The organism is Geodermatophilus sp. SYSU D00965, assembly GCF_054050075.1.
Genome location: NZ_JBJGYQ010000032.1, coordinates 16,323 through 41,035 on the forward strand (window position 1 = coordinate 16,323; position 24,713 = coordinate 41,035).

At 75.8% G+C, this 24,713-nt stretch carries 21 protein-coding genes; 8 read left to right on the top strand and 13 right to left on the bottom strand.

Translation table 11 applies throughout. From position 1 onward, the window contains the following. Positions 1 to 61: 61 nt before the first annotated feature. Positions 62 to 880 carry an SDR family NAD(P)-dependent oxidoreductase gene (locus ACI789_RS22775; RefSeq protein WP_457011771.1) on the top strand — a complete coding sequence of 273 codons (819 nt, stop codon included), beginning with the start codon at positions 62 to 64 and terminating at the stop codon, positions 878 to 880. 67 nt (positions 881 to 947) lie between these two features. Then, positions 948 to 2,492: a hypothetical protein gene (locus ACI789_RS22780; RefSeq protein WP_457011772.1), complete on the top strand. Its 1,545-nt coding sequence runs from the start codon at positions 948 to 950 to the stop codon at positions 2,490 to 2,492. Positions 2,493 to 2,543: 51 nt separating this feature from the next. Here ACI789_RS22780 and ACI789_RS22785 read toward each other — a convergent pair whose 3' ends face one another. From ACI789_RS22785 to ACI789_RS22810, 6 genes are all read right to left on the bottom strand, one after another. Next, positions 2,544 to 3,473, bottom strand: coding sequence for a ribonuclease Z (locus ACI789_RS22785; RefSeq protein ID WP_457011773.1), 930 nt, complete (start codon positions 3,471 to 3,473; stop codon positions 2,544 to 2,546). Between the two features lie 40 nt (positions 3,474 to 3,513). Then, the gene (locus ACI789_RS22790) at positions 3,514 to 4,632 is read right to left on the bottom strand and encodes an NDMA-dependent alcohol dehydrogenase (protein ID WP_457011775.1); all 1,119 of its coding nucleotides are present in this window, start codon (positions 4,630 to 4,632) and stop codon (positions 3,514 to 3,516) included. Positions 4,633 to 4,738: 106 nt separating this feature from the next. Continuing rightward, positions 4,739 to 5,269, bottom strand: a complete 531-nt coding sequence (locus tag ACI789_RS22795; RefSeq protein WP_457011776.1) for a MarR family winged helix-turn-helix transcriptional regulator — start codon at positions 5,267 to 5,269, stop codon at positions 4,739 to 4,741. Between the two features lie 58 nt (positions 5,270 to 5,327). Continuing rightward, positions 5,328 to 6,569, bottom strand: coding sequence for a cytochrome P450 (locus ACI789_RS22800; protein ID WP_457011778.1), 1,242 nt, complete (start codon positions 6,567 to 6,569; stop codon positions 5,328 to 5,330). Then, positions 6,566 to 8,194: a flavin-containing monooxygenase gene (locus ACI789_RS22805; RefSeq protein WP_457011780.1), complete on the bottom strand. Its 1,629-nt coding sequence runs from the start codon at positions 8,192 to 8,194 to the stop codon at positions 6,566 to 6,568. Before ACI789_RS22805 ends, ACI789_RS22800 begins: the two co-directional genes overlap by 4 nt. Positions 8,195 to 8,268: 74 nt before the next feature. Continuing rightward, positions 8,269 to 9,291, bottom strand: coding sequence for an ABC transporter substrate-binding protein (locus ACI789_RS22810; protein WP_457011781.1), 1,023 nt, complete (start codon positions 9,289 to 9,291; stop codon positions 8,269 to 8,271). Positions 9,292 to 9,541: 250 nt separating this feature from the next. Between ACI789_RS22810 and ACI789_RS22815 the strand changes: the two genes are divergently transcribed. Then, positions 9,542 to 10,393: an SDR family NAD(P)-dependent oxidoreductase gene (locus ACI789_RS22815; protein ID WP_457011783.1), complete on the top strand. Its 852-nt coding sequence runs from the start codon at positions 9,542 to 9,544 to the stop codon at positions 10,391 to 10,393. Between the two features lie 10 nt (positions 10,394 to 10,403). Here the strand turns inward: ACI789_RS22815 and ACI789_RS22820 are convergent, their stop codons facing one another. Beyond that, positions 10,404 to 14,951: a cation-translocating P-type ATPase gene (locus ACI789_RS22820; protein WP_457011785.1), complete on the bottom strand. Its 4,548-nt coding sequence runs from the start codon at positions 14,949 to 14,951 to the stop codon at positions 10,404 to 10,406. Between the two features lie 128 nt (positions 14,952 to 15,079). Here ACI789_RS22820 and ACI789_RS22825 point away from each other — a divergent pair, with 128 nt between their 5' ends. After that, complete coding sequence (locus tag ACI789_RS22825) at positions 15,080 to 16,255, top strand: LLM class flavin-dependent oxidoreductase (protein WP_457011786.1); 1,176 nt, start codon at positions 15,080 to 15,082, stop codon at positions 16,253 to 16,255. Between the two features lie 63 nt (positions 16,256 to 16,318). Here the strand turns inward: ACI789_RS22825 and ACI789_RS22830 are convergent, their stop codons facing one another. Both ACI789_RS22830 and ACI789_RS22835 read right to left on the bottom strand, forming a co-directional pair. After that, positions 16,319 to 16,714 carry a YybH family protein gene (locus ACI789_RS22830; RefSeq protein ID WP_457011787.1) on the bottom strand — a complete coding sequence of 132 codons (396 nt, stop codon included), beginning with the start codon at positions 16,712 to 16,714 and terminating at the stop codon, positions 16,319 to 16,321. Continuing rightward, on the bottom strand, positions 16,711 to 17,889 hold the full coding sequence (locus tag ACI789_RS22835) for an AI-2E family transporter (protein ID WP_457011788.1): 1,179 nt from the start codon (positions 17,887 to 17,889) through the stop codon (positions 16,711 to 16,713). Before ACI789_RS22835 ends, ACI789_RS22830 begins: the two co-directional genes overlap by 4 nt. A 93-nt stretch (positions 17,890 to 17,982) precedes the next feature. On the opposite strand from ACI789_RS22835, the gene ACI789_RS22840 reads away from it, so the two are divergent. Further along, entirely contained in the window at positions 17,983 to 18,366 is a 384-nt protein-coding gene (locus ACI789_RS22840) for a nuclear transport factor 2 family protein (RefSeq protein ID WP_457011790.1), read from the top strand. A 7-nt stretch (positions 18,367 to 18,373) separates the two neighbouring features. Here ACI789_RS22840 and ACI789_RS22845 read toward each other — a convergent pair whose 3' ends face one another. Then, complete coding sequence (locus tag ACI789_RS22845; RefSeq protein ID WP_457011792.1) at positions 18,374 to 18,838, bottom strand: DUF3237 domain-containing protein; 465 nt, start codon at positions 18,836 to 18,838, stop codon at positions 18,374 to 18,376. 153 nt (positions 18,839 to 18,991) lie between these two features. Between ACI789_RS22845 and ACI789_RS22850 the strand changes: the two genes are divergently transcribed. Beyond that, complete coding sequence (locus ACI789_RS22850) at positions 18,992 to 20,173, top strand: MBL fold metallo-hydrolase (RefSeq protein ID WP_457011794.1); 1,182 nt, start codon at positions 18,992 to 18,994, stop codon at positions 20,171 to 20,173. On the opposite strand, the gene ACI789_RS22855 is transcribed toward ACI789_RS22850, so the two are convergent. Continuing rightward, positions 20,151 to 21,077, bottom strand: a complete 927-nt coding sequence (locus ACI789_RS22855; RefSeq protein WP_457011795.1) for a LysR family transcriptional regulator — start codon at positions 21,075 to 21,077, stop codon at positions 20,151 to 20,153. The two genes, ACI789_RS22850 and ACI789_RS22855, sit on opposite strands and share 23 nt — an antisense overlap. 53 nt (positions 21,078 to 21,130) lie before the next feature. Continuing rightward, entirely contained in the window at positions 21,131 to 21,784 is a 654-nt protein-coding gene (locus tag ACI789_RS22860) for an HAD-IA family hydrolase (protein WP_457011796.1), read from the bottom strand. Positions 21,785 to 21,864: 80 nt separating this feature from the next. On the opposite strand from ACI789_RS22860, the gene ACI789_RS22865 reads away from it, so the two are divergent. Next, positions 21,865 to 22,461: a TetR/AcrR family transcriptional regulator gene (locus ACI789_RS22865; protein ID WP_457011798.1), complete on the top strand. Its 597-nt coding sequence runs from the start codon at positions 21,865 to 21,867 to the stop codon at positions 22,459 to 22,461. 77 nt (positions 22,462 to 22,538) lie between these two features. Next, the gene (locus ACI789_RS22870) at positions 22,539 to 24,179 is read left to right on the top strand and encodes an MDR family MFS transporter (RefSeq protein ID WP_457011799.1); all 1,641 of its coding nucleotides are present in this window, start codon (positions 22,539 to 22,541) and stop codon (positions 24,177 to 24,179) included. A gap of 119 nt (positions 24,180 to 24,298) precedes the next feature. Here the strand turns inward: ACI789_RS22870 and ACI789_RS22875 are convergent. Continuing rightward, positions 24,299 to 24,713, bottom strand: a 415-nt coding sequence (locus tag ACI789_RS22875; protein ID WP_457011800.1) for an HNH endonuclease, incomplete at its 5' end; no start/stop codon positions are given.

Here is a 24,713-nt window from a genome sequence, read left to right on the forward strand (position 1 = left end):
GCAGCGAGGAACGAGCGAGGAGCGGACCGAGGCGCGGAGTCGCGCCGGAGGAGAGAGCCGCGTGACCCGCACCGTGGAGCTCGCCGGCACCACCGCCGTGGTGACCGGCGGGGCGTCGGGCATCGGCCGCGGCCTGGCCCGGGCGTTCCGGGACGCCGGCTGCTCGGTCGTGATCGCCGACGTGGACGAGGCCGCCCTCGCCGCCACCGCCCGCGAGCTCGGCGTCCTCGGCGTGCGCACCGACGTCACCGACCCCGACAGCGTGGCCGCGCTGGCCGACCGGGCCGTCGCCGAGTACGGCGAGGTGCACGTGGTCTGCAACAACGCCGGCGTGGGGCCGTTCGGGCCGGTCGCCCGGCTCGGCCTCGACGACTGGCGCTGGGTGCTCGACGTCAACCTGTACGGGGTGGTGCACGGCATCCAGGCGTTCCTGCCGGTGCTGGAGCGCAACCCCGACTGGGGGCACGTGGTCAACACCTCGTCGATGTCGGTGCTGGTGACCCCGCCGGACGTCGCCCCCTACGTCGCGAGCAAGGCCGCCGTCCTCGGCCTCAGCGAGGTGCTGGCCGCCGAGCTGGCCGCGGCGGGCTCGCGGGTCGGCGTCACCGCCCTGCTGCCCGGCGCGGTGCACAGCAACATCAAGACCAGCCTGCGCACCCGGCCGGCGACCGGCGCCACCGGCCTGGTCGACGTCGACCTCGAGGAGACCGGCCGGCTGCGGTTCATCGAGCCCGACGAGGTGGGCGCGCTCGTGGTCCAGGCGGTGCGGGACAACGCCCTCTACGCGGTCACGCACGGCGAGTACCGGGACGTGGCGGCGGCCCGCAGCGCGCGGGTCCTCGCCGCCTTCCCGCCGGCCCCGGTCGCGGCGGGCGGCTGAGCGCGGCGGGGGCCGAGCGCGGCGGGCGGTGCAGCGCGGCAGGCGGTGCAGCGCCCAGACTGGAGCGGTGCGCGACGTCGACGAGGCCTTCGGGCGGTTCGTCGCCGCCGAGCGGCCGGCGCTGCTGGCCGAGGCGCTGCGGCTGACCGGGGACGCTCCCCGCGCCGAGGACGCCGTGCAGGCGGCCCTGGCCCGGGTGCACCGCCGCTGGGGCCGCACCGATCCGCGGGCCGCCGCTGGTGCCGCCCTCGCCTCCGCCGCCGGCCGGCTGGGCCGCGGGGAGCAGGTGCTCGAGTCGCTCGACGCCGCGCCCCCTCCCCCGCCGGCGGCGTGGCGGCTGGGCACCGCGGCGGCGGTCGCCGACGCCGTCGCCCGCAGCCGACGGTCCCGCCGGCTGCGGGCCGCGGCGGTGACCGCGGTGCTGGGGGCGGCGGCCGTCGGGGTCCCGCTGGCCCTCCGGGGGCCGGCGCCCGCGCCCCCGGTCGACCCCGCCCCGTTGGCCGCCGACGCCGCCGTCCTCGCCGAGCCGACCCGGGGCACCCTCGCCGGCGACCGCGGCTTCGTCGAGGCCGTCCGGCGGCGGGACTGGGGGCCGCTGGTGGCGCCGCCGATCGCCGAGCGGCAGGTCGTCCTGGCCACCGACACGCCGTCGGGCCGGGTCGCGCTGGTCGCGGGCACGGTCGACGAGGACCTGCGCGGCGTGTGGCTCACCGGGCCGGCCGGCGCCGCGGCCGGGGACCTGGTCGCGCACGTGCCCCCGCACCTGGGCCCGGGCCGCCCCGCGTCGCTGCTCCTCGGTGAGCCGGGGACCGCGACGCTGGTCGTCGTCGCCGGGCGGGACGACGGGGTGGAGGTGTCCCCGCGGCTGCAGGTGGGCCCCCGCGGAACGGTCGCCCGCACCTACCGGCCGGTGGCGGGCGACGACGGCGTGGCGGTCGTCCCGGTGGAGGGGGCCGGCGCCGGCGCGAGCGTCCGGGTGCGCCGGGAGGGGCGGGTCGTGGACCGGTCCGCTCCCGAGCGCGCCACCGCGGCGCCGCCGGCCGCCGCCGCGCCCGACCTCGAGCCGCTGCGGCCGGTCCCGGTCCGGCCGGCCCCCGCGGTCGTCGCGGCCGCCCTCGCCGGGCTCGCCGGGCCGCTGGGCACGACGCCGGAGTCGCTGGAGCCGCAGCTGCTGTGGTCGGGGCCGCTGCCGCTGCACCGGGTCCCCGGGACGGTCGCCGTCCTGGTCGGCCGCAGCCCGGGCGGCGGCCTGCTGGTGACGACGTGGGCGGAGAGCGGCACGCGGGCCACCCCGTGCGGCGTGTCGACCCCACCGGGGACGACCGCGGTCGCCGGCCTGGTGGTCGCGCGGACCTGCGCGCTGCCCGACGAGCACGGCCGCTGGCTGGTGGTGGCCGCTCCGTCCGACGCCGTGCAGGCCGCCGTCCTGGACCGGCGCGGCGGCGTGCTCACCGCGCTGCCCCTGTCCGGCGGCGGCGCGGTGGCGCGGCTGCCCGAGGGGGCGCGGACGGTGCGCACCCTGGACGCGGCCGGCCGGGCCCTGGCCGAGGTCCCGGTCGCGGCCGCGCCCGTCACGCCGTTCGGCGACTACGGCGGCGGGCCGGTGCGCTGACCGGCGGTCGACCGGGTCGGTCGAACGTGATCATGCCGCGGGGCGACGGCCTCAGCCGGCGCCCAGGTCCCGCCGGCGCGGCACGGCCACGGTCTGCAGGTCGTCGGCGACGACCAGGTCGCCGTCGAAGACCGCCGCCGCCTCGTCCCGGTAGCGGGCCGGGTCGGGGTAGCGCTGGGAGAAGTGGGTGAGCACCAGCCGGCGCACCCCGCAGCGGGCGGCCACGGTGGCCGCCTGCCGGGCGGTGAGGTGGCCGTAGGCGGAGGCCAGTGCGGCGTCCTCCTCGAGGAAGGTCGACTCGACCACCAGCAGGTCGGCGCCCTCGGCGAGGGCGAAGACGGCGTCGCACAGCCGGGTGTCCATGACGAAGGCCACCCGCTGCCCCGGCCGCGGCGCGCTCACCTCGGCCAGGTGCACGACCCGGCCGCCGACGTCCAGGCGGCCCTCGCGCTGCAGCCGCCCCACGTCCGGCCCGGAGATCCCGGCGCGGGCCAGCTCGCCGGGGAGCATCCGGCGGCCGTCGGGCTCGACCAGCCGGTACCCGAAGGCCTCCACCAGGTGGTCGAGCCGGCGGGCCTCCAGCGTCCACGAGGGTCCGGCGGCCACCGGCCCGTCGCCGGTCAGGGGTGCCTCGCGCAGGTCGAGCACGTCGTGGAAGACCGACGCGGCGCGCAGCCGGGCGAAGTACTCGCGGCCGGACGCCGGGAAGTGGGCGTGCACCGGGTGCGGGACCCGGTCCAGCGACATCCGCTGGACGACCCCGGGCACGCCCAGGCAGTGGTCGCCGTGGAAGTGGGTCAGGCAGATCCGGGTGACCGCGCTGCTGGGCACGCCGGCCAGCAGCATCTGCCGCTGGGTGCCCTCGCCGGGGTCGAACAGCAGGCCCTCGCCGTCCCAGCGGAGGAGGTAGCCGTTGTGGTTGCGGGTCCGGGTCGGCGCCTGGCTGGCGGTGCCGAGGACGACCAGCTCGCGGACCGTCACGCCGGCGACGGTAGTGCCGCCGGCGGAACGGTGCCGCCGGTCAGCTGTCGTGGACGATGACGCCCCGGATGATCGTGCCCTCGTCGAGGTCCTGGTAGCCCTGGTTGACCTCGTCGAGCGTGTACCGGCGGCTGATCAGCTCGTCGAGCTTGACCCGGCCCTCGCGGTAGAGGGTGAGCAGCCGGGGGATGTCGTAGAGCGGGTTGCTCATCCCGAAGATGTGCCCCTGGATCCGCCGCTGGTAGCCGACGACCCCGCCGCCGGCCGCGAGCTGGATCTGGTTCTCCCCGGTCCGCCCCACGGAGGTGACGGTGACCTGGCCGCCCTTGCCGACGATCGCCGCGGCGGCCGAGACGACCTCGGCGGTGAGCACGCCGACGGTGCAGATCGCGTGGTCGGCGAGCTGGCCGCGGGTCATCTCGACGACGGCCTCGTGCGCCTCGCCGGCGTCGGCGAAGGTGTGGGTGGCGCCGAACTCGCGCGCCTTCTCCCGCTTGAACGCCACCGGGTCGACGACGACGAGGTTCCGCGCGCCGGCGTAGGCCGCACCCTGGACGGCGTTCATCCCGACCCCGCCCGCGCCGAAGACCACGACGGTGTCGCCCGGGGCCACCTTCGCCACGTTCACCGAGGACCCCCAGCCGGTGGGCACGCCGCACCCGACGAGCGCGGCGACCTCGAACGGGATGTCCTCGTCGATGCGCACGACGGAGGCCTCCTGGACCACCGCGCGCTGGCTGAACGTGCCCAGCATGCAGAACCCGCCGAGGTCGTTGCCCGCGTCGTCGTGGAACCGGAAGCCGCCGTCGGCGAGCTTCCCGGTGGCCATCTCCGCGCCCCGGTCGCAGAGGTTCTGGTGCCCGGTCGAGCAGTACCGGCAGACCCCGCAGGCGGGGATGAACGAGCAGACGACGTGGTCGCCCACGGCCACGCGGCGCACCGCCGAGCCGACCGCCTCGACGACGCCGGCGCCCTCGTGGCCGCCGACCATGGGCAGCCGGGCGACGCTGTCCCCGGTGCGCAGGTGCTCGTCGGAGTGGCACATGCCGGAGACGGCGAAGCGGACCCGCACCTCCTCCGCCTGCGGCTCGTCCAGCTCCAGCTCGGTGACCTCCCAGGGCTTGCCCGGCTCCCGGATGATCGCGGCCCGCGTCCTCATGCTCGATGTGCTCCCTGGTGTCGTGCGGTGGTGTCGGTGGGTGGTCGTGCGGCGCCCGTGGTGCGGTGCTCGTGGTGGGTGCTCAGCCGCCGGCGGCGGCGGGTGCTCAGCCGCCGGCGGCGGCGAGGGGTGCTCCGCCCGCCTCGTCGGCCTCCCCCGGCTGCCGGGGGTCGTAGGCGGTGAGGGCCGGCAGGTTGGCGTGCAACCGGCGCAGCAGGGCGAGCAGCTGCTCGATCTCGGCGGGCTCGAGCCCGTCGACCAGGAGGTGCTCGCGCTGGAGTGCCACGGGGACCATCTCCTTGTGCAGCGCCGCGCCGGCGCCGGTCAGGTAGAGACGGCGGAAGCCCGGGGTGCTCTCGGCGGCGACCAGCCCGCGGTCCACCAGCGTCTTGACGCTGCGGCTGACCACCGACTTGTCCACCTGCAGCACGTTGCTGATCACCTGGGCGGTGCATCCGGGCTCCATGCCGAGGTGGGAGATCACCCGCCAGTCGTTGACCCCGATGCCGAACTCCCGCAGGTACACCTGCGAAGCCGACGAGGACAGCGCGTTGGCGATGACCCCGAGGTAGTACGGCAGGTAGCGGTCGCGGTCGATCCGGGGGCTCATGGGCCGCCGGCGCACGGATCCGGACATGTCCCCCCGGCCCTCCTGGACACGCTGCGCCCGTGTCGTCTCGCTGCCGGTGGTCAGGCTAGTGGGCCGCACGGGGCGCCCCCTCGGCCTCGCCCGCCGGGGTCAGCGTCAGCGGCACGCTGCGCCAGGCCCGCAGCGAGTTGTTCAGCTCCCGCTCGCCCTCCCCCCGCAGGCCCAGCGTCCCGACCCGCGCGGCCAGCTCCTGGAGCAGCACCTCGACCTCCGCGCGGGCGATGTGCTGGCCGATGCACTGGTGGACGCCGAGGCCGAGGTCGAGCTGGCCGTGGCCGCGCCGCTCCAGGCGGAAGGACAACGGGTCGTCGTACCGGCGGGGGTCGGTGTCGGCCGCGGCGAGCAGCAGCATCACCTTCTCGCCGGCCGGGATCCGGACGCCGTCGACGACGACGTCGCGGGTCGTGGTCCGGAAGACGTTCTGCACCGGGGAGTCCAGGCGCAGGGTCTCCTCGAAGGCGTGCCGGGCCAGGCCGGGGTCGGCGCGCAGCAGCGCCCACTGGTCGGGGTGCGCGGCCAGCTGCCACACGGTGGCGGCGATCCCGGTGACCGTCGAGTCCAGCCCGGCGCCGAGCAGGGAGCGCACGAGCACCGGTGCCTCGTCCTCGGAGACCCTGCCCTCGTCGGTCAGCGCCCAGATCCGCGCGCCCAGCCCGTCCGGGGACAACTCCTCCCGGCGGCACCGGTCCAGCACCCAGCCGGTGGCCCCCGCCGCGGCCTCCTGCGTCCGGCGGAACCGGTCGTTGAGCGGGCCGAAGCTGTTGAACAGCGAGCGCCCGTAGGGCAGCAGGTGCTCCCGCCCGTCCTCGGGCAGGCCGACGACGTCGGCGAAGACCCCGACGACGTAGGGCTCGGCCAGGTCGGTGACGGCGTCCACGTCCCGCCGGTCCAGCAGCCCGTCGATCAGCGCGGCGGCCGTGGCCGCGAACCGCGGGCGGTGCTCCTGCAGGGCCCGCGGCGACACCAGCGGGTCGACCGCGCGGCGGTACTCCTCGTGCTCGGGCGGGTCGGTCTCGAGCAGCAGGCTGCGGGGGCGCCAGGGGGGTTCCTCGCGGTAGTTCTGCAGGCCGGTCCCGGCGGAGGACTCGAAGTCGGCCCAGTTCCGCAGCACCGCCTTCACGTCGGCGTGCCGGCTGACCACGTAGCAGCCGTACCGGGCCAGGCGCACCACCGGCGCCGTCTCGCGCAGTCGGGTCTGCCACGGCACCGGGTCGGCGAGGGACTCGTCGGAGAACGGATCGAGGTCGGTCTCCGGCGCGCAGAGCCCCAGGTCGTCGTCGACGGTCACGCGTGCACCGCCCGCCGCTCCAGGAGGAACCCGTCGTAGCCGGCGGCGACGACCTCCTCGCAGCGCTGCCGGTAGGCCGGCACGCCACCGAGGTAGGGCATGAACACCCGCGGCTTGCCCGGCACGTTCGCGCCGACGAACCACGAGGGCGCCTGCGGGTACAGCGTCCCGGCCGCCACCTCCTGCACGTGCCGTGTCCAGGCGGCCTCGGCCTCGGGATCGGGCTCGATGGTGTCGACGTCGTGCTCGCGCACGTGGCGCAGGCACTCGGCGATCCAGTCGACGTGCTGCTCGATGGAGACGATCACGTTGCTGACGACCGACGGGCTGCCCGGGCCGGTGATCGTGAACATGTTGGGGAAGCCGGCGACCTGCAGGCCCAGGTAGGTCCGCGGCCCCTCCGCCCAGTGGTCCCGGAGGGCGATCCCGTCGCGGCCCCGGATGTCCATGCGCAGCAGCGGGCCGGTGACCGCGTCGAAGCCGGTGGCGAAGACCAGGGCGTCGAACTCGTGCTCGCGCTCGGAGGTGCGGATCCCGCGCGGGGTCACCTCGACGATCGGCGTCTCGCGCAGGTCCACCAGGGAGACGTGCGGGCGGTTGAAGGTGTCGTAGTAGCCGGTGTCCAGGCAGATCCGCTTGGTCCCGAACGGGTACCCCCGCGGCACGAGCTTCTCCGCGACGTCGGGGTCGCGGACGATCTCGCGGATCTTGCCGCGGACGAACTCCGCCGCGGTCTCGTTGGCCGCCGGGTCGGTGATGATGTCGGTGTAGGACGCCGGCAGGCAGGCGAACAGGCCGGCGTCCCAGCACTGCTCGTAGCGCTGGGCGCGCTCCCCCGGGTCCACCTCCAGGGCCGACCGGGTCCCGCGCTCGACGAGGATCCCCGTCCGGGCCTGCAGGACCGCCGCGCGGTGCTCGCGGTACCGGGCCTTCCACTGCTGCTGGTGGTCCGGGTCGAGCGGGGCGTTGCGCGCCGGGAGGCTGTAGTTCGCCGTCCGCTGGAAGACCGTCACCGACGCCGCCTGCTCGGCCAGGACGGGGATCGACTGGATGCCCGAGGAGCCCGTCCCGACGACGCCGAGCCGCAGGCCGCCGACGTCCACGCCCTCGTGCGGCCAGTTGCTCGTGGACCAGATCGGCCCGGCGAAGGTGTCCACGCCGGGGATCTCCGGCGGTTTCGGGGCCGACAGGCAGCCGGCCGCGGTCACGAACCAGGTGCAGGTGACGCGTTCCCCGGTGTCGGTGGTGAGCACCCAGCGGTTGGCCGCGTCGTCCCGGACGGCCGACACCACGCGGGTGCCGAAGGTGATGTCCCGGCGCAGGTCGTAGCGGTCGGCGACGTGCTCGATGTAGCGCAGGATCTCCGGCTGGGTGGCGTAGCGCTCGCTCCACTCCCACTCCTGCTCGAGCTGCGGGTCGAAGGAGTAGGAGTACTCGAGGCTCGGCACGTCGCAGCGCGCGCCGGGGTAGCGGTTCCAGTACCAGGTGCCGCCGACGCCGTCGCCGGCCTCGATGACGCGGACCGACAGGCCCAGCCCGCGCACGCGGTGGAGCATGTACAACCCGGCCAGCCCGGCGCCGACGACGACGACGTCCGGCTGCGGGCGATCGGTGCAGGGAGCCACGGTCGTCTCCTCGGGTCGGGTCCAGTGGGGACGGCGCAGGGGCGGCGGCACGTGCTGCGCCGCCGCCCCTGCGGTCAGTTGTCCGGCGTCCAGACCACCCGGTCGAGGTCGGGTTCCTGGTCGACGATGCCGAAGTGCACCGCGGCGTCGGCCAGCGGCGCGAGCTCCTGGGGCTCGAGGCCGGACTTGAAGGCCGGCAGTCCCATCGACTCGATGAGGGCGGGGTCCAGCTGGGTGTAGGTGGGCAGCTGGGCGCGGATCTCGTCGGGGTGGTCGGCGGCGTACTCCAGGGACTCCTGGATCGACTCCTGGATGCGCTGGTAGAGGTCCGGGTCCTCGGCGATCTGCTGCTCGGTGGCGAAGTACGACGAGGAGACGATCTGCTCCCCGGGCGCCAGGTCGTCGTAGGGGTTGGCGATCACCCGGGCGCCCGCGTCGGCGGCCATGCTGCAGAACGGCTCGGCGCAGACGAAGGCGTCGATGTCACCGGAGGCCAGCGCGGTGACCTGGTCGGGGAAGGACATCTCGGCGAGCTGGACCTTCGCCGGGTCCGCGCCGTCGGCCTCGACCGACACCTTGAGCAGCGCCTCGGAGAGGTTGTTCAGGGTGTTGACGCCGACCGTGCGGCCCTCGAGGTCCCCGGCGTCCTGGATCGCCGGGTCGACCGCCATGAGCATGTTGATGCCGACCTCGGGGTCGCCGGTGGCGGCGGCCGCGGGCGCGATGATCGTCAACGGCAGCCCCTGCTCGCGGGCCTGCATCACCGAGATCACGTTGCTGAACGCGAAGTCGTACTCGCCACTGACCACGGAGGGGACCAGGGCCGCGCCGCCCTGCCCGGTGTTGAAGTGCAGCGTGAGACCGCGGTCCTCGAAGAAGCCCTTCTCCTGGCCGAGGTAGAGGACGGCCACGTCGGACACCGGGATGACACCGACCTCCACCGTGGTCGGCTCGGCGGACCCGGAACCCGTCGTCGCCGACGCGTCGGTGGACGCCGGCTCGTCGCCGCCGCCGCAGGCGGCGAGCAGTAGGGACGCGGCCGCGGTGAGCACCAGGGCCGCACCGGGCCTGGAGCTGCGGTGCCTGGGGACGCGCATGTCGCCTCGCTCTCGTGGGGGCCCGCACGGTGGCCGGCAGTGGCGCCCAACGTGGCCTGCGTCACAGGTCCTGTCAAGAGCGGAGTTGCCATTGCAACGGTCTGCGCCGCGGGTTCCCACGCGGTGGATCGGAACCGCTCCGGTCCTTGACGGCCCCGGTGTCGCCCAGCACAGTTGCAGACGCAACCGGCCGTCGGACTCCCCGCCGGTCGACGACGGCGCGGCCAGCCGCGCGGGAGCGGGGTGCAGGGTGGGCGCTGACGGTGTCGTCGCCCCGGGGCGGGTGGCCGTGGTGACCGGCGCGGCCAGCGGCATCGGGCTGGCGCTGGCGCGGCGCTTCGCCGCGGAGGACATGCGCGTGGTCATGGCCGACGTCGAGGCGCCGGTGCTGCGCGCCGCGGCCGCGGAGCTGGCCGCGGACGGCGCCGAGGTGCTGCCGGTGGTCACCGACGTCTCCGACCCGGCCTCGGTGGAGGCCCTGCGGGACGCGGCGCTGGAGGCCTTCGGCGCGGTGCACCTGCTGTGCAACAACGCCGGCGTCGGTGGCTCGCAGGACCCGCTGTGGGAGGTCCCGCTCGCCGACCTGGAGTGGGTGTTCGGCGTGAACCTGTGGGGCGTGGTGCACGGCGTGCGGGCGTTCCTGCCGGTGCTGCAGCAGCAGGACGTCGCCCACGTGGTCAACACCAGCTCGGTCTTCGGGCTGTTCGCCGGCTCGCTCGGCGCCTACGGGGCGTCCAAGCACGCGGTCGTGGCGCTGACCGAGTCGCTGCACTTCCAGCTGCGCGAGACCGGCTCCCACGTCGGGGTCACCGTGCTCTGCCCGAGCGCGGTGCGCACCAACTTCGACACCTCCTCCCGCAACCGGCCGGCGCACGCGGGGCCGACCACGGACGAGGGCAGCGTCACCCAGGCCGCCCGCGCCGAGCTGCAGGCCCGCTCCGCGCCGCCGCGGGAGCCCGACGAGGTGGCCGACCTCGTCGTGGACGCGATCCGGACCGGGCGGTTCTACGTGCTCACCAACGCAGCCCGCGACACCGCGATCCGCCGGCGCGCCGAGGAGGTCCTGGCCGGCGGACCGCCCACTCCCCCGCTGAGCTGGTGAGCTCCGGCGGTCAGCCGCCCGCCCGGGCGCGGTACCGCTGCAGCAGGGCCGGGACGACCTCGGCCCCCACGGTGCCGGCGGCGGCCCAGCCCAGGACGACGCCCCAGGTCAGCGGGTCCAGCGGGGTGCAGCCGAAGAACCGGCTGACGCCGGGCGTGGAGACGAGCGCGACCAGCACCGCCAGCGACCCGGCGGCGGTGGCCAGCACCAGCGGGCTGCGCCGTCCGGCCCAGGCGGTCTGCCCCAGCTGGGTGGCGATGAGCGCGGCCAGGCCCATCGTCCCCGCCCGGCCGGCGGGACCGGTGAGCCGGCCGGCCGCCCAGGCCCCGGTGGCGCCGGCCGCGGTGGCCGCGCCGCGGACCACGACCATCCGCCGGACGCCCTGGGAGAACCCGCGCTGCGGCCCGGCGCGCAGCACGGCCTCCAGGGGGTGACCGGCCAGCGGCCCCTCCGACTGCTCCAGGACCGCCGCCCGCGGGGAGGCCACCGCGACGGCGAGCGCCGGGAACATGTCGGTGAGCAGGTTGACCAGCAGCAGCTGGCGGGTGCCCAGCGGCGCGCGCCCGCCGAACGCGGTGCCGAGGACGGTGAAGGCCACCTCGCCGGCGTTGCCGCCGACCAGGATCGACACCGCGTCACGGACCCGCCGCCACATGGCCCGGCCCTCGCCGATGGCGTCCACCAGCCGGGTCAGGTCGAGGTCGGTGAGGACCAGGTCCGCCGCGGCCCGTGCGGCCGGGGACTCGGCTCCGGAGACGCCGATGCCGACGTCGGCCAGCCGGATTGCGGCGGCGTCGTTCACCCCGTCGCCGGTCATCGCCAGCGTGGCCCCGGCGCGGCGCAGTGCGCTGACCAGGGAGACCTTCTGCTCCGGGGAGAGCCGGGCGAAGACCGCGCCCTCCCGGACCATCTGCGCCCGCTCGCTGTCCGACGCCCGGGCGAACTGGGCGCCGGTGACCACCCGGTCGGCGCCGGGCACGCCGGCCTGCGCGGCGATCGCCCCGGCGGTCTCCGGGTGGTCGCCGGTGGCGAGCACCACCCGGACGCCGGCAGCGCGCAGCTGCTCGATGGCGGTCACCGACGACTCCCGCAGCGTGTCGGCCAGGCCGACCAGCCCGCGCAGCCGCAGGTCGTGCGCCGCGGCCTCCAGGTCGTCGGGGACGCCGTCCAGGTCGCGGTCGGCCACGGCGAGCACCCGCAGCCCGTCGGCCGCCAGCTCCTGCACCGCCGACCGCACGTCCGGCGACCCCGCGCAGCGCGCCGCGACCACCTCCGGCGCGCCCTTCACCAGCAGCCGGCCGTCGCGGACCGCCGCGGAGAAGCCGCGGTCGGCGGCGAAGGGCACGCAGGCCTGCGCCGCGCCGTCCGGGTCCACCCCGCGTTCCTCCGCCGCCTCGACCACCGCCCGGTCGGTCTCGTGTGCCCGGGCGTCGCCGTTGGCCACGCCCGCGGCGGCCAGGCGCAGCACGTCGTCCTCGTCGGTGGCGTCGGCGCCCTCGCCCAGCGGCAGCAGCCGGACCAGCCGCAGCCGGTTCTCCGTCAGCGTCCCGGTCTTGTCGAAGCACACCGTGTCGACCCGGCCGAGCGCCTCCAGCACGCGCGCGCTGCGGACCACCGCACCGCGGCGCGACAGCCGCCGCGCCGCGGCCTGCTGCGCCACGGTGGCGACCAGCGGCAGCCCCTCCGGGACGGCGGCCACGGCGACGGCGACGCCGGCGGCGACCGCCTCCCGCAGCGGACGGCGCCACAGCACACCCAGCGCCGTCACCGCCGCCCCGCCGGCGAGCGTCAGCGGCAGCACCGCCCGGGTGAGCTCGGCCAGCCGGGCCTGGACGCCGGCCGGGGGTGCGGCCCCGCCGGCGGCGCGGGCGGCGCGGCCGGCCTGGGTGGCCGACCCGACGGCGACGACGACGGCCCGGCCGCTGCCGGCGACCACGGTGGTGCCGTCGTGCAGCACGCAGGTGCGGTCGGCGACGTCGGCGCCCGGTGTGGCCGGCACCGTCTTGGCCACCGGGAGGGACTCGCCGGTCAGGTTGGACTCGTCGACCTCGAGGTCGTTCGCCTCCAGCAGCCGGGCGTCGGCGGCCACCACGTCCCCGGCGGCCACGCAGACGACGTCGCCGACCCGCAGCGCGCTCGCGGGGACGTCCTCACACCGGCCGTCGACCTCCCGCCGGACGGTGACGTCCTGCTCCAGCAGCAGCGCCTCCAGCGCGGTCTCGGCGCGGAGCCGCTGCAACCCGCTGACCAGGGCGTTCATCACGGTGACGCCACCGACCAGCAGCGCGTCGGTGTTCTCCCCGAGGGCCGCGGTGGCGCCGGCGCCGGTGGCCAGGACCGGGGTGAGCGGGTCGGCGAGCTCGGCGGCGACGGTCCGGAGGAAGCGGGCGGGCACGCGCACCACCGGCAGGGACCGCACCACGCGCACCGCACCGGGGACCCGCCCGTCCGGCCCGTCGGGCTGCTGCGGGAGGTCGGCCAACCGGGCGAGGACGTCGTCGGGGTCCAGCGCGTGCCACGGGGTGTGCACCGACGGCGGTGGTACCGGCCGCCGGGCGGCGCGGACCGCGGTGAGCGCGCCGTCGACCAGCGTGGCGGTGCTCGCCGTCTTGCCCGGCGCGGTCGCCTTGGCCTGCCCGTACCGGGCGCTGCCGACCGCAGCCAGCAGCCCGCCCAGCACGTTGCCGGTCACGGCGGTGGTCACCGACCGGCGGCTGACCGACCGGGCCGGGACCGTGGCGGCGACGAGAGCGCACGCGTCGACCAGACCGGGCCCGGTGACCAGGTCGGCACCCCAGGCGGGAGCGCACCCGGGGACGACGGGGGCGATCGCGACGTCGGCGGCCATCAGCGCCGGGCCGTCCGTGGCCGAGACGAGGAGCACCGCCCGCCCCTCGGCCTGCAGCCGCCGCACGGTCTCGACCAGCTGCTCCCCGGCGGGCGCCACCTCGTCCGCGGCGCCGGCCACCTCGCGGGTGCCGACGTGCCGCGGCAGCACCAGCCGGTGGCCGGCCTCGGAGGCGGCGGCCATCAGTGCCTCGGCGTGCGGGTCGAGCTCCGGCGCGATGGTCACCACGCCCACCCGGCGGCGCCCGCGCAGCAGGCTGCGGACCTCGCCGCCCTCGGCGCCGTCCGCGGTGCGCGCCGGGCCCAGCCGGAGCCGCGGCTCGCCGTCGTCGTCGCCGTCGGGCGCGGCGTCGTGCTCGCCCAGCAGCCGCACGGCGGCGGTCCACACGGCGGCGTCGTCCCAGCCCTCGGCGGTGGCGGTCGCCTCGATGACGACGGGCGGGCCGGTGCACAGGGTCGCGGCGTCGAGGACGACGGTGTCGACGCGGTCGAGCCGCCGGTAGGCCGAGCCGTCCAGCGGCAGGACCCCGCGCCGGCACATCAGCAGGTCCAGCGTGGCCCCGAAGGACTCCCGGCCCAGGCCCGCGGCCTTGGGGTTCTGCGACTTGAGCATGTCCGCCGCCCGCCCGGGGCTGGCGGTGAGCGGCAGCATCCCCAGCGCGGCAGCGAGCGAGATCGGCTCCAGGCGGGCGCGGTAGGTCTCGACGGGCCCGTCCGGCAGTGGCTGGGGGCGCTTCCCGGGCGTGGTCAGCGGCTCGCTCTCGTCCTCCGGCTCGGGGCCGCACAGCTCCGCCTCGCGGCGCTGCCACACCTGGCGGCGGGCGCGCAGCTCCACCACCTGCTGGATGGCGGCCGCGGCGTTGAGCGCCGGGATGGCCGGGCTCTGCGTCAGCGCGTGCAGGAACGCGCTCGTCCCGTTGAACACGAGGTCGGTGCCGATGACACCGATCCGCTTCTCCAGGTTGGACCGGACCCAGCGCTGGCTGTCCAGCAGCGCGATGGCGAGGGTGACGTGCCGGGACACCGCCGGGATCGGCAGCACCTTGGCCAGGTAGGCGACGCCGACCGAGGCGGTGTCGACGGCGGCCGCCACGGCCGCGGCGAGCAGCGGCTCGAGGTCGGCCGGGTGCTCCACCGACTCGGGGAAGACCTGCGCACCACCCCGGGCCTGCTCGATGGCGGTCACCGCGCCGACGACGTCCCCGATGCCCACCCGGCGCTCGTCGAACGCGACGAAGACCCGGCCGACGACGTCGTTGACCGTCGCCCACTGGACGCCCTCGAGCCGCTCGAGCTGGCGGCGCAACGCCCGGCGCACCTCCGGCTGCTCCTCGACCGACGGGGCGCACACCTCCAGCTGGACGTGCCCGCGGTCGGCCCACACCCGCCGGGTGTGCCGGTGCTTCGGCGGCTCGACCATGCCCCTGGCGGCGTCGAGCAGCGAGTGCAGGTGCCCGTCGGGGACCGGGTCGGCGCCGGTGAGCACGGTGCCGACGGTGCGGGCCCCGGTGACCGCCGCGGTGTGGGCCAGCCGGCGGCCGGCGCCGACCGCCGCGGTGGTGACCTCGCCCGCGGTCCGCACGGTGGCGCGCGCCGGCCCGCCCAGCAGGCCGGCCGTGACCAGCGCGGGGGCGGCGGCCAGGCCGATGCCGAGGCGGGCAGCCGCGCCCGCGGCGCCGCGCGCGGCGTCGATCCGGCGGAGCATGCCCATGGGCGTCCCTCGAACGGTGGTGCCGGAACGCTACGCCGCCGGAACCGGATCGGCTCGGCGAGCGGATCTCCCGTCCACGGTGTGATCCACGTTACTTTCGGCCGACCGCCCCGACTCCTGGAGGACCCATGGACAGGCTGCGCTTCGGCACGTTCCTCGCCCCGTTCCACCCCGCCGGGGAGAACCCGACGCTGGCCCTGCAACGGGACCTCGAACTGGTCGAGCACCTGGACCGCCTCGGCTACGACGAGGCGTGGATCGGCGAGCACCACTCGGCCGGGACGGAGATCATCGCCTCGCCGGAGATCTTCATCGCCGCGGCGGCGGAGCGGACCAAGCACATCAAGCTCGGCACCGGCGTCACCTCGATCGCCTACCACAACCCGCTGTGGGTGGCCGAGCGCATGGTGCTGCTCGACCACCTCACCCGCGGGCGGGCGATGCTCGGCTGCGGCCCCGGCTCGCTGCCCACCGACTCGATGATGCTGGGGCTCAACCCGACCGACACCCGCGAGCTGCTCGAGGTCGACCTCGACATCATCATGCGGCTGCTGCGCGGGGAGACGGTCACCCAGAAGACCCGCACCCACGAGCTGGTCAACGCCCGACTGCACCTGCGGCCCTACACCGAGCCGCGCTTCGAGGTCGCCGTCGCGGCGGTCGCCTCCCCCACCGGGCCCCGCATGGCCGGCCAGCACGGCATCGGGCTGCTCTCCATCGGGGCGACCCTCACGAAGGAGGGCTTCGACGCGCTCGCCCACCACTGGAACGTCGTCCAGGAGCGGGCCGAGCACTTCGGCCAGACGGTGTCACGGCGCGACTGGCGGCTGGTCGGGCTGATGCACGTCGCCGAGACGCGGGAGCAGGCCTACGCCGACGTCCAGCACGGCATCGAGACCTGGTTCCGGTACTTCCAGAAGACCGCGGCCTTCCCGCAGATGGCGGTCGAGGGCGGCGACGCCAAGGAGATGATCGACTTCATCAACGAGGCCGGGATCGGTGCGATCGGCACCGTCGAGGACGCCCGCGCCCAGGTGCAGCGCCTGTGGGACCAGTCCGGCGGGTTCGGCTGCATGCTGCTGCTCGGCCACGAGTGGGCCAACCCGCAGGCCACCAAGCGGTCGTGGGAACTGATCGCCCAGCGCGTCATGCCGCACTTCCAGGGCGGCGAGGTGAGCCACGCGCAGCAGACGCTGGACTGGAAGGAGTACGCCGGCGGCAAGCGGGAGGACTACGCGGCCCAGCAGATGCAGGCGGTGGCCACGATGACCGAGCGGTACGAGAAGGAGAAGGCCGAGCACTGAAGAAGGACCCGGTCGTCCCCCTGGACGGGGCTCCGCCGGCCGCTCCCCGGGGCGGCCGGCGGGTCAGGGCAGCGGGAACGAGTGGTGCTCGTGCGCGACCACCCAGCGGCCGTCCTCCCGGCGCAGGCCCAGGGTGAGCCGCAGCCGCCGGCCCGGGGCCTCCGCCAGCTCCTCGGGGGTGCCGCAGCGCAGCAGCGCGTGGGCGTAGGCCACGTCGGACCCGGCGGTGACGTCGAGCTCGACCAGCTCGAACGACGCCCCCTGGCGCTGCCACGCGAAGAACGCCGGCCAGATCTCGCGGTAGGCGGCCAGTCCGCGGACGCCGTCGTCCGGCGGCGGGACGTCGAACACGACGACGTCCTCGGCGTGGTCGGCGAGGACCGCGTCGAGGTCGCCGGTGTGCACCGCCTCCGCCCAGCGGGTCACCAGGTCCCGGATGGCCGCGTCGTCGTCGCTCATGCCGGTTCCGACCGGACCTCCGGCACGGACTCATCGGCGCGACCGTCCGCCTCCTCGGCGGGCACCAGCTCGTAGCGGCGGCCGTAGGTCTCGACCACCGCCTGGACCGCGGCGACGACGGGGATGGAGACCAGCGCACCCATCGGCCCGAACAGTGCCGCCCCGACGATGACCGACCCGAACACGACCGCGGGGTGGATGTCCACGGTGCGTGCGGTGATCCGCGGGCCGAGGAGGTAGTTCTCCACCTGCTGGTAGACCGCGCCGAAGACGACCACCCAGACCGCGTCGAGCGGCTGGCCGGCCAGGGCGATGAGCGCCGGGACGCCGATGGCCAGGTAGGTGCCGATCGTCGGGATGAACTGCGAGACCACCCCGGTCCACAGCGCGAGCGGCAGCCAGAACGGGACGCCGAGGACCCACAGGAGGATGCCGGTGCAGAACGCGCTGATGAAGGCCAGGAGGAAGCGGGACACGACGTACCCGCCGGTCTTCTGCGCGGCGATCGCCCACACCGTGGAGATCACCCGCTGGTGCCGGGGCGGGAACCACCGGGAGACGGTGGCGCGCAGCGCCGGGCCCTGCGCGGACATGTAGTAGGCGAAGAGCAGGAACGTCAGGCCCTGGAACAGCAGCCCGACCAGCGCGGTGAGGATGCCGACAACACCCGGGGTGAGGTCGGACAGGATGCCCTGCACCCGCGCCGGCGTGAGGTCGAGGGAGTCGACGATGTCACTGGGCCGGAAGGACGAGTCGAAGCTGCGGTTGACCCAGAGGACCACCTCCTCGACGACGCCGGGCAGCGCCCGGAGGAGCTCGATGAGCTGGTCGACCAGCAGCGTGCCGAAGACCGCGAGGAAGCCCACGGCCAGCGCGGTCACGGCGAACAGGACCAGGCCGGTGGCCGCGCCCCGGCGCAGGCCGGCGCCGGTCAGCCGCTCGACCACCGGCTCCACGCTGATGGAGAACAGCCAGGCGAGGAACAGCAGCCCGAGGAAGCCGCGCAGGCTGGCGAAGGCCCACACGGCCACCTGGAAGACGGCGACCGCGACGAGCGCGAAGACCACGCCGCGCCGCAGCCAGGGCGGGGCCTGCCGGAACCAGCCGGCCTCGTCGGCGGGGCGCCGGGCGGCCGGCTCCCCCGGGCGGGGACCTGCGCGTTCGTCGCCGTCCACGCGCGGACGCTGGACCCTCCCGGCCGCCGACGGCACCGGTCGCCGGCGGGACCCGGCGTGCGCGGCGCCGCGCCCGCCCGCCACGATGGGGGCATGGCCGACACCAGCGACGACGTGCAGGCGGTGCTCGAGGCGGAGGACCGCCGCTACCGGGCGATGGTCGAGGGCGACCTGACCGCGCTGGACGCACTCCTGGCCCCGGGGATGAGCTACGCCCACTCCAGCGGCAGGCGCGACACCAAGGACGAGTACCTCGACAAGCTCAGGACGGGCTACTACGTCTACCGCAGCGCGGAGCACCCGGTCGAGCGGGTCGAGGTGGCCGGCGACGCGGCGATCGTCATCGGCCGGATGACCTCGGACGTCGTGGTGGACGGCACGCCCAAGCACATCGACAACCTCGCCCTCGCCGTCTGGACCCGCGCGGACGGCAGCTGGCGGATGCTGGCCTACGCGCCGACGTCGCTGCCCCGCTGACCCCCGCTCAGCCCACGCGGAAGAAGTCGAAGACCACCGCGGTGGGGTGGCGCACCCCGGAGCCGACGAAGACGTGCGAGGTGAGCGTCGCCAGCCGGGGCGCGTCGGTCTCGAAGCGGGGCGTGGAGCGGAAGTAGATGCGCGCCGGGTCGACCGGGAGGTCCTGCCGCAGCCGGGCGACGTCCTCGGCCGAGCCGGTGCGCAGGCCCAGGTTCTCGACGTACACCCGCTCGCCCCGGTCGCTCTCCAGGACGTAGCGCGCCTCGGCCACGGTCTCGGTCTCGGTGCGGATGACCTGGAAGTCCGCGCCGCCGGGGAGCACCCGCCCGGTCATCAGCGGCCCGGACACCGTCCCGCCGGTGATCGGGATGACCCGCCGGTGCCCGGCGGCGGTCGTCCCGATCTCGATCGGCCGGTCGACGGTCACCTCCAGGTGCAGCACGTGCTCGAGCGGCGGCGGGACGACGGTCACGGTTCTCCTCGGGCGGTCGGGTGCGGGCCGCAGCGATCCTGCCCGACGGCCGTTCGGAAGCGCCTGACGGCCGTTCGGACGGTCCTTCTGGCCGGTGCGGTGCAGCCGCGGGAACACTCCCGGGGACCCGCTGGACAGGAGGAACCCGCCCCCATGTGTGACGAGATCAGCCGCGTCGCCGCGGACCCGGCACTGCCGGAGTCCAATCGCCGCCAGTTCCTGAAGGTGCTGGCCACGACCGCGGCCGCGACCGGCGTCGTCGCTGCCGGGGCCGGCTCGGCCTCGGCGGCGCCCGCGCGGCCGGCCGGACGGCGCGGTGCGCGCACCCGCCTGGTGCTGCTCGGCACCGCAGGTGGTCCCGGTGTCCTCGACGGCAGCCGCTACGGCATCTCGACCGCGGTCCTGTACGGAGACCGGGTCTACGTCGTGGACCTGGGGCTGGGCTCGATGCTGCGGCTGCGACAGAGCGCCGCGTCGGGCGAGGCCGGGGTGGCCTCGGCGTGGACGAAGGTGCGCGGCGTCTTCTTCACGCACATGCACAGCGACCACCTCATGGACTGGCCGGCCGCCTACGCCACGGGGCCGATCAACACCGTCGGCCGCAGCGGGCCGCGGATCGAGGTGTTCGGACCGGGCGACCGGGGCACGTTGCCGCGGGTCTTCCCACCGGGTCGCCCGGCGCCGGCCGTGCACAACCCGGACCGGCCGACCCCGGGGATCGCCGGCATGACCGGGTACCTGGGTCAGGCCTGGGCCAACGACTTCAACGACCGCGCCCGGGACAGCGCCTTCCCGGGCCCCGACAGCGTCTTCGCCGTCCACGACATCGACCTGGCCGGCGTCTGGTCCCCCGACGACGCGGGCGTCCCGCCGCGGCTGACGGCGCCGATCCCGGTGTGGGAGGACGGCGACGTCCGGGTGACCGCCACGCTCGTCGACCACCACCCGACCGCCCCCGCGTTCGGGTTCCGCTTCGACACCCCCGACGGCTCGGTCACGATCTCCGGTGACACGACGGTGAGCGAGAACCTCATCGACCTCGCCCGCGACACCGACTACCTGGTCCACGAGGTGATCGACCCCGCGTTCGTCGAGCGGCTCGCGGCCACCCTGCCGCCCGAGCAGGCGACCGCCCTGACCGAGCACCTCCTCGGCGCGCACACGACGATCGAGCAGGTGGGGCGCGACGTGGCGGAGCCGGCGGGCGCGCGCACCCTCGTGCTCACCCACCAGGTCCCCGGCAACAACCCGAAGCGGGTCTGGCAGGCGGCGGCGCGTGGCTACTCCGGGCGGCTGGTCGTCGGCGAGGACCTCATGGAGCTCGACGTCCGCTGACCGGCTCGGGCCGCCCGGCGGCGACCCGCCGGGCCAGCGCCACGTAGGCCAGCACCGCGGAGTCGCGCTCGTCGGACCGCCACACCAGGGCGAACCGGGCGGCCTCGACGTCGCCGAGCGGGACGAAGCACACCCCGGGCCGGGTGTAGTGCGACGTGACCGGCTCGGCGGCGATGCTGAGCCCCTTGCCGGCCGCGCACAGGTCGAGCAGTTCGTCGACGTCGGTCGCCACCGGGCCCCGGCGCGGACTGCTGCCGTCGGCGCGGGGGTCGACCAACCACCGGGCGTTCCCCTCCGGGGTCGTCTCCGCCAGGGAGATGAAGACCTCGTCGTTGGTCTCCTCGATGCTCACCTCGGCCCGCGCGGCCAGCGGGTGGTCCGCCGGCAGCACCAGGACCCGGCGGTGCCAGGCCACCGTGAGCGAGCGGAGGCCCGGCAGCGGGTCCGGCATGGGCTCGGGGACGTAGGCCACGTCGACGTCCCCGTCGCGGACCCCCGCGAGCAGGTGGTCCAGACCCATCCGCCGGGTGGCGACCCGGATGCCCGGGTGCTCGGCCTCCGCGGCGCCGAGGACGGCGGTCCGCAGGGGTGCCGCCGACGCGGCGAAGGCCCCGACGCGCACGGTGCCCGCCACGGCCGTCCGGCGTCCGGCCGCCCAGTCGGCCACGGCGTCGTGCGCGGCCACGACGGCCCGCGCGAGCGGCAGCAGCTCGGCGCCGGCCGGGGTGAGGCTCACGCCGCGCGGGTCGCGGACGAACAGGGGCGCCTGCACCCGCTTCTCCAGCCGGGCGATCTGCTCGCTCAGCGACGGGGGCGTGAGGTGGAGCCGGGCCGCCGCCCGTGCGAAGTGCAGTTCCTCGGCGGCCGCGACGAAGTACCGCAGCGCGTGGGCGGTCAGGTCCACGGCGGCACGTCCTCGGGCTTGGTCACGGCGGGCATCCTGCCCCGTCCCTCCGGTCATCCCCGGAGCAGGGCGCCCGGGTCGACCAGCAGCGCGTCGGCGTCCCACGAGGTGCCCCGCAGGTCCCGGACGACGACCGGGACGTCCGTGGCGAGGGCGCGCTCGCTGACGCCGACGACGGTGGCCCCGGCCGCGCGACCGGCGGCGATCCCGGCCGGGCTGTCCTCGAGGACGGCGCACTCCCCCGGCGGCCGACCGAGCGCCTCGGCGGCGGCGCGGTACCCGGCCGGGTCGGGCTTGCCCGCGGAGACGTCCTCGGCGCAGACCAGCACCGCGGGCTGCGGGAGGCCGGCCGCGGCGAGCCGGGCGGTGACCAGTTCCCGGCGTCCGGAGGTGACGACCGCCCACGTCCCGGCGGGCAGGGACGCGAGCAGGTCCGCGGCCCCGGGCACAGCGCTCACCCGGGCGGCGTCCTCGACCTCGTAGCGGTCGATGGCCGCCAGCGCGTCGGTGCGCCCGGCCTCGTCCACGAGCAGCGCGACGGTGTCCGCCGTCCGCCGCCCGTGCACCACCGCGGCGACCGCCCGGGGGTCCAGCCCGCGCTCCCGGGCCCAGCGCGACCAGGACAGCTCGACGCTGGTGTCGGAGTCGACCAGCACGCCGTCGGCGTCCAGGAGCAGCCTTCGGCAGGGGACGCGCAGGCTGGCCACACCGGTGATCCTGCCGCAGCGACACTCCGTGCAGTCTCCGCAAACTTGCAGTCTTCGCAAGTTCCGTCGACACTGGTGCGGTGACCGAGCCGGGCCTGCGCGAGCGGAAGAAGGTCGCGACGCGGCGCGCCCTGCACCGGGCGGCCCTGGAACTGGTGGCCGAGCGTGGCCTGGATGCGGTGTCGGTCGACGACATCGCCGCCCGCGCCGAGGTCTCCCCGCGCACCTTCTTCAACTACTTCTCCACCAAGGACGACGCGGTGATCGGCACCGTGCCCACCGCGCGCGACGACCTCGTCGAGGTGGTCCTGGCGCGGCCGGCGTCGGAGTCGCCGGTGGAGGTCCTGCGGGCGATCGCCGGGGACGACGTCGCGGAGATCCTCCAGGACGCCGAGCTGTGGCCGATGCGGCTGCGCGTGGTCGACGCCCATCCGGTGCTCGTCGCCCGGCTCATGGCGAGCTTCGCCGAGGCGGAGCGCATCGTCTCCGCGGCCGTCGCCGCCCGCACCGGAGCGGACGTGGACGGCTATCCGGCGTTGCTGGCCGCCGTCCACTCCGCGGTCATGCGGACCTCGCTGCACCGCTGGCTCACCAGCGGGTTCGCCGCCCCGCTCGCCGACCTCGTCGACGAGGCCTGGGACCTCGTCGAGGCCGGGCTGCCCGCACCGCCCCGCTGATCCGACTCCCCTCCGCCGGACCGGTCCCGCACCGGCCCGGTGGGTCCCGCACGCCTACCCGACGCCCAGGAGCGCCCATGTCCGCCCCGTCCGCTCCCCCACCGCTGGTCCTCACCCGGCGGCGGATCAACACGATCTTCGCGGCGCTGCTGGCCGGCATGCTCGTCGCGGCCCTGGACCAGACGATCGTCTCGACGGCGATGCCCACGATCGTCGGCGACCTCGGCGGGGTCTCGCACATGGCCTGGGTGACCACGGCCTACCTGCTGGCCACGACCCTGGTCATGCCGGTCTACGGCAAGTTCGGGGACCTGTGGGGCCGGCGCACGCTGTTCCTCGTCGCGATCGCGCTGTTCACCTGCGCCAGCGTGGGTGCCGCGCTGTCGCCGGACTTCACGTGGTTCGTCGTCTGGCGCGGGATCCAGGGCCTCGGCGGCGGCGGGCTGATGATCCTGAGCCAGGCGATCATCGCCGACGTCGTCCCGGCCCGGGAGCGGGCGCGGTACATGGCGCCGATCGGGGCGGTGTTCGCGGTGTCCTCGGTCGCCGGGCCGCTGGTGGGCGGGTTCCTCACCGACGCGGCCGGCCTGGGGTGGCAGTGGTGCTTCTGGATCAACGTCCCGGTCGGTGTCGGGGCGCTCCTGGTCGCGTGCTTCGCGCTCACCCTGCCGCGCCGGAGGAGCACCGCGCCGATCGACGTGGCCGGCATCGTCCTGTTGTCCGCCGCGACCACGGCGCTGGTGTTCCTCGCCGACCTCGGTGGGCGGGAGGGCTGGACGTCGTGGCCGGTGCTCGCCCTGCTCGGCCTGCTGCTCGCGTCGCTCGGGGCGTTCGTGGTCGTCGAGCGGCGGGCGGCCGAGCCGGTCGTGCCGCCCGCGCTGTTCACCAACCCGACGTTCGTCGTCGCCACGGGGATCGGCGCCTGCGTCGGGCTGGGGATGATCTCGGCGACGACGTTCCTGCCGACCTTCCTGCAGATGACGTCGGGGACCTCGGCGGCGGTCTCCGGCCTGCTGATGACGCCGATGGTGGCCGGGATCGCGCTGACCATCCACGGTTCGGCCGCGGTCATCCCGCGGACCGGGCGGTACAAGGCCTTCCTCGTCGCGGGGGTGGCGGTCGGCCTGGCCGCCATCGGCTGGATGACGACCCTCTCCGGCGACACCCCGCTGTGGACGGTCGGCTGCATGGTCTTCCTGGTCGGCGCCGGCATGGGGCTGGTCATGCAGAACGTCGTCCTGGCCGCGCAGAACGCGGTCTCCCCGCACGTGCTGGGCGCGGCGACGGCGGCCAACAACCACGTGCGGGAGTCCGCGCTGACCCTCGGGGTCGCGGTGTTCGGGTCGCTGTTCACCAGCCGGCTCGGCGAGTCGCTCGCGGCGGCGCTCACCGCGCACCCGGCGGAGGCCGCGGCCGCCGGCATCTCCGACGCCGAGAGCCTCGTGCCGTCCGCCGTACAGCGCGCGGCCGAGCCGCTGGGGTCGGCGCTCGTCGACGCCTACGCCGGCTCCCTGGCGCCGGTGTTCGGCTACCTGCTGCCGGTGCTGGGCGTCGGGCTCGTGCTGGCCCTGGTGCTCAAGGAGCTGCCGCTGTCGCAGGTCTCCGGCATGGTCGCCCGCGGCGAGGCCGTCGAGGGACCGGAGGCCGTCGAGGCGCCGGAGGCGATCACCGACGGCGGTGACCCCAGGAAGGAGCTGGAGAGCCCGCTGCGGAGCTGACCCGCCACCCCGTCGATCGGGCACGCGCCGACGCCCGACGCCGAACGGATCGGGTCGGGTGGGTCAGGCGGCGGCCGGCAGGAGCGGAGCGGCTCAGGCCGCGGCGGGCCCGGGGTGGGTCAGGCGGCGGCGGGGAGCAGCGGGCCGGTGTGGATCGGGGTGCCGTCGGGGCGCCAGGTGCGCCATCGGCCGTCGGGTTGTCGCTCGACCCGGAAGCCGTGGTGGACCTTTGTGTGGTGCCGCTCGCACAGCAGCGCGGAGTTCTCCAGCGACGTGTGGCCGCCGTTGATCCACTCCAGCACGTGGTGCACGTCGCACCACCAGGTCGGCGCGCCGCAGCCGGCGAACACGCAGCCGCCGTCGCGGACCTCCGCGGCGCGGCGGATGTGCGGTGGCACCAGGCGGAGGGTGCGGCCGTAGTCCAGTGGCCGCCCGTCGGGGCCGAGCACGATGCGGGTGAGCTGCCCGTCGCAGGCCAGCCAGCGGGCCCGCGCCGCGGAGATCACCGCCCCCGACGCCAGCTTCCCCGTACCC

What these genes read in the sequence shown, in the direction of transcription:
- ACI789_RS22810 (WP_457011781.1), bottom strand. Translation starts at nt 9,291, where the DNA reads ATGCGCGTCCCCAGGCACCGCAGCTCCAGGCCCGGTGCGGCCCTGGTG.
- ACI789_RS22825 (WP_457011786.1), top strand. Translation starts at nt 15,080, where the DNA reads ATGGACAGGCTGCGCTTCGGCACGTTCCTCGCCCCGTTCCACCCCGCC.
- ACI789_RS22795 (WP_457011776.1), bottom strand. Translation starts at nt 5,269, where the DNA reads ATGTCCGGATCCGTGCGCCGGCGGCCCATGAGCCCCCGGATCGACCGC.
- ACI789_RS22870 (WP_457011799.1), top strand. Translation starts at nt 22,539, where the DNA reads ATGTCCGCCCCGTCCGCTCCCCCACCGCTGGTCCTCACCCGGCGGCGG.
- ACI789_RS22840 (WP_457011790.1), top strand. Translation starts at nt 17,983, where the DNA reads ATGGCCGACACCAGCGACGACGTGCAGGCGGTGCTCGAGGCGGAGGAC.
- ACI789_RS22850 (WP_457011794.1), top strand. Translation starts at nt 18,992, where the DNA reads ATGTGTGACGAGATCAGCCGCGTCGCCGCGGACCCGGCACTGCCGGAG.
- ACI789_RS22820 (WP_457011785.1), bottom strand. Translation starts at nt 14,951, where the DNA reads ATGGGCATGCTCCGCCGGATCGACGCCGCGCGCGGCGCCGCGGGCGCG.
- ACI789_RS22830 (WP_457011787.1), bottom strand. Translation starts at nt 16,714, where the DNA reads ATGAGCGACGACGACGCGGCCATCCGGGACCTGGTGACCCGCTGGGCG.
- ACI789_RS22790 (WP_457011775.1), bottom strand. Translation starts at nt 4,632, where the DNA reads ATGAGGACGCGGGCCGCGATCATCCGGGAGCCGGGCAAGCCCTGGGAG.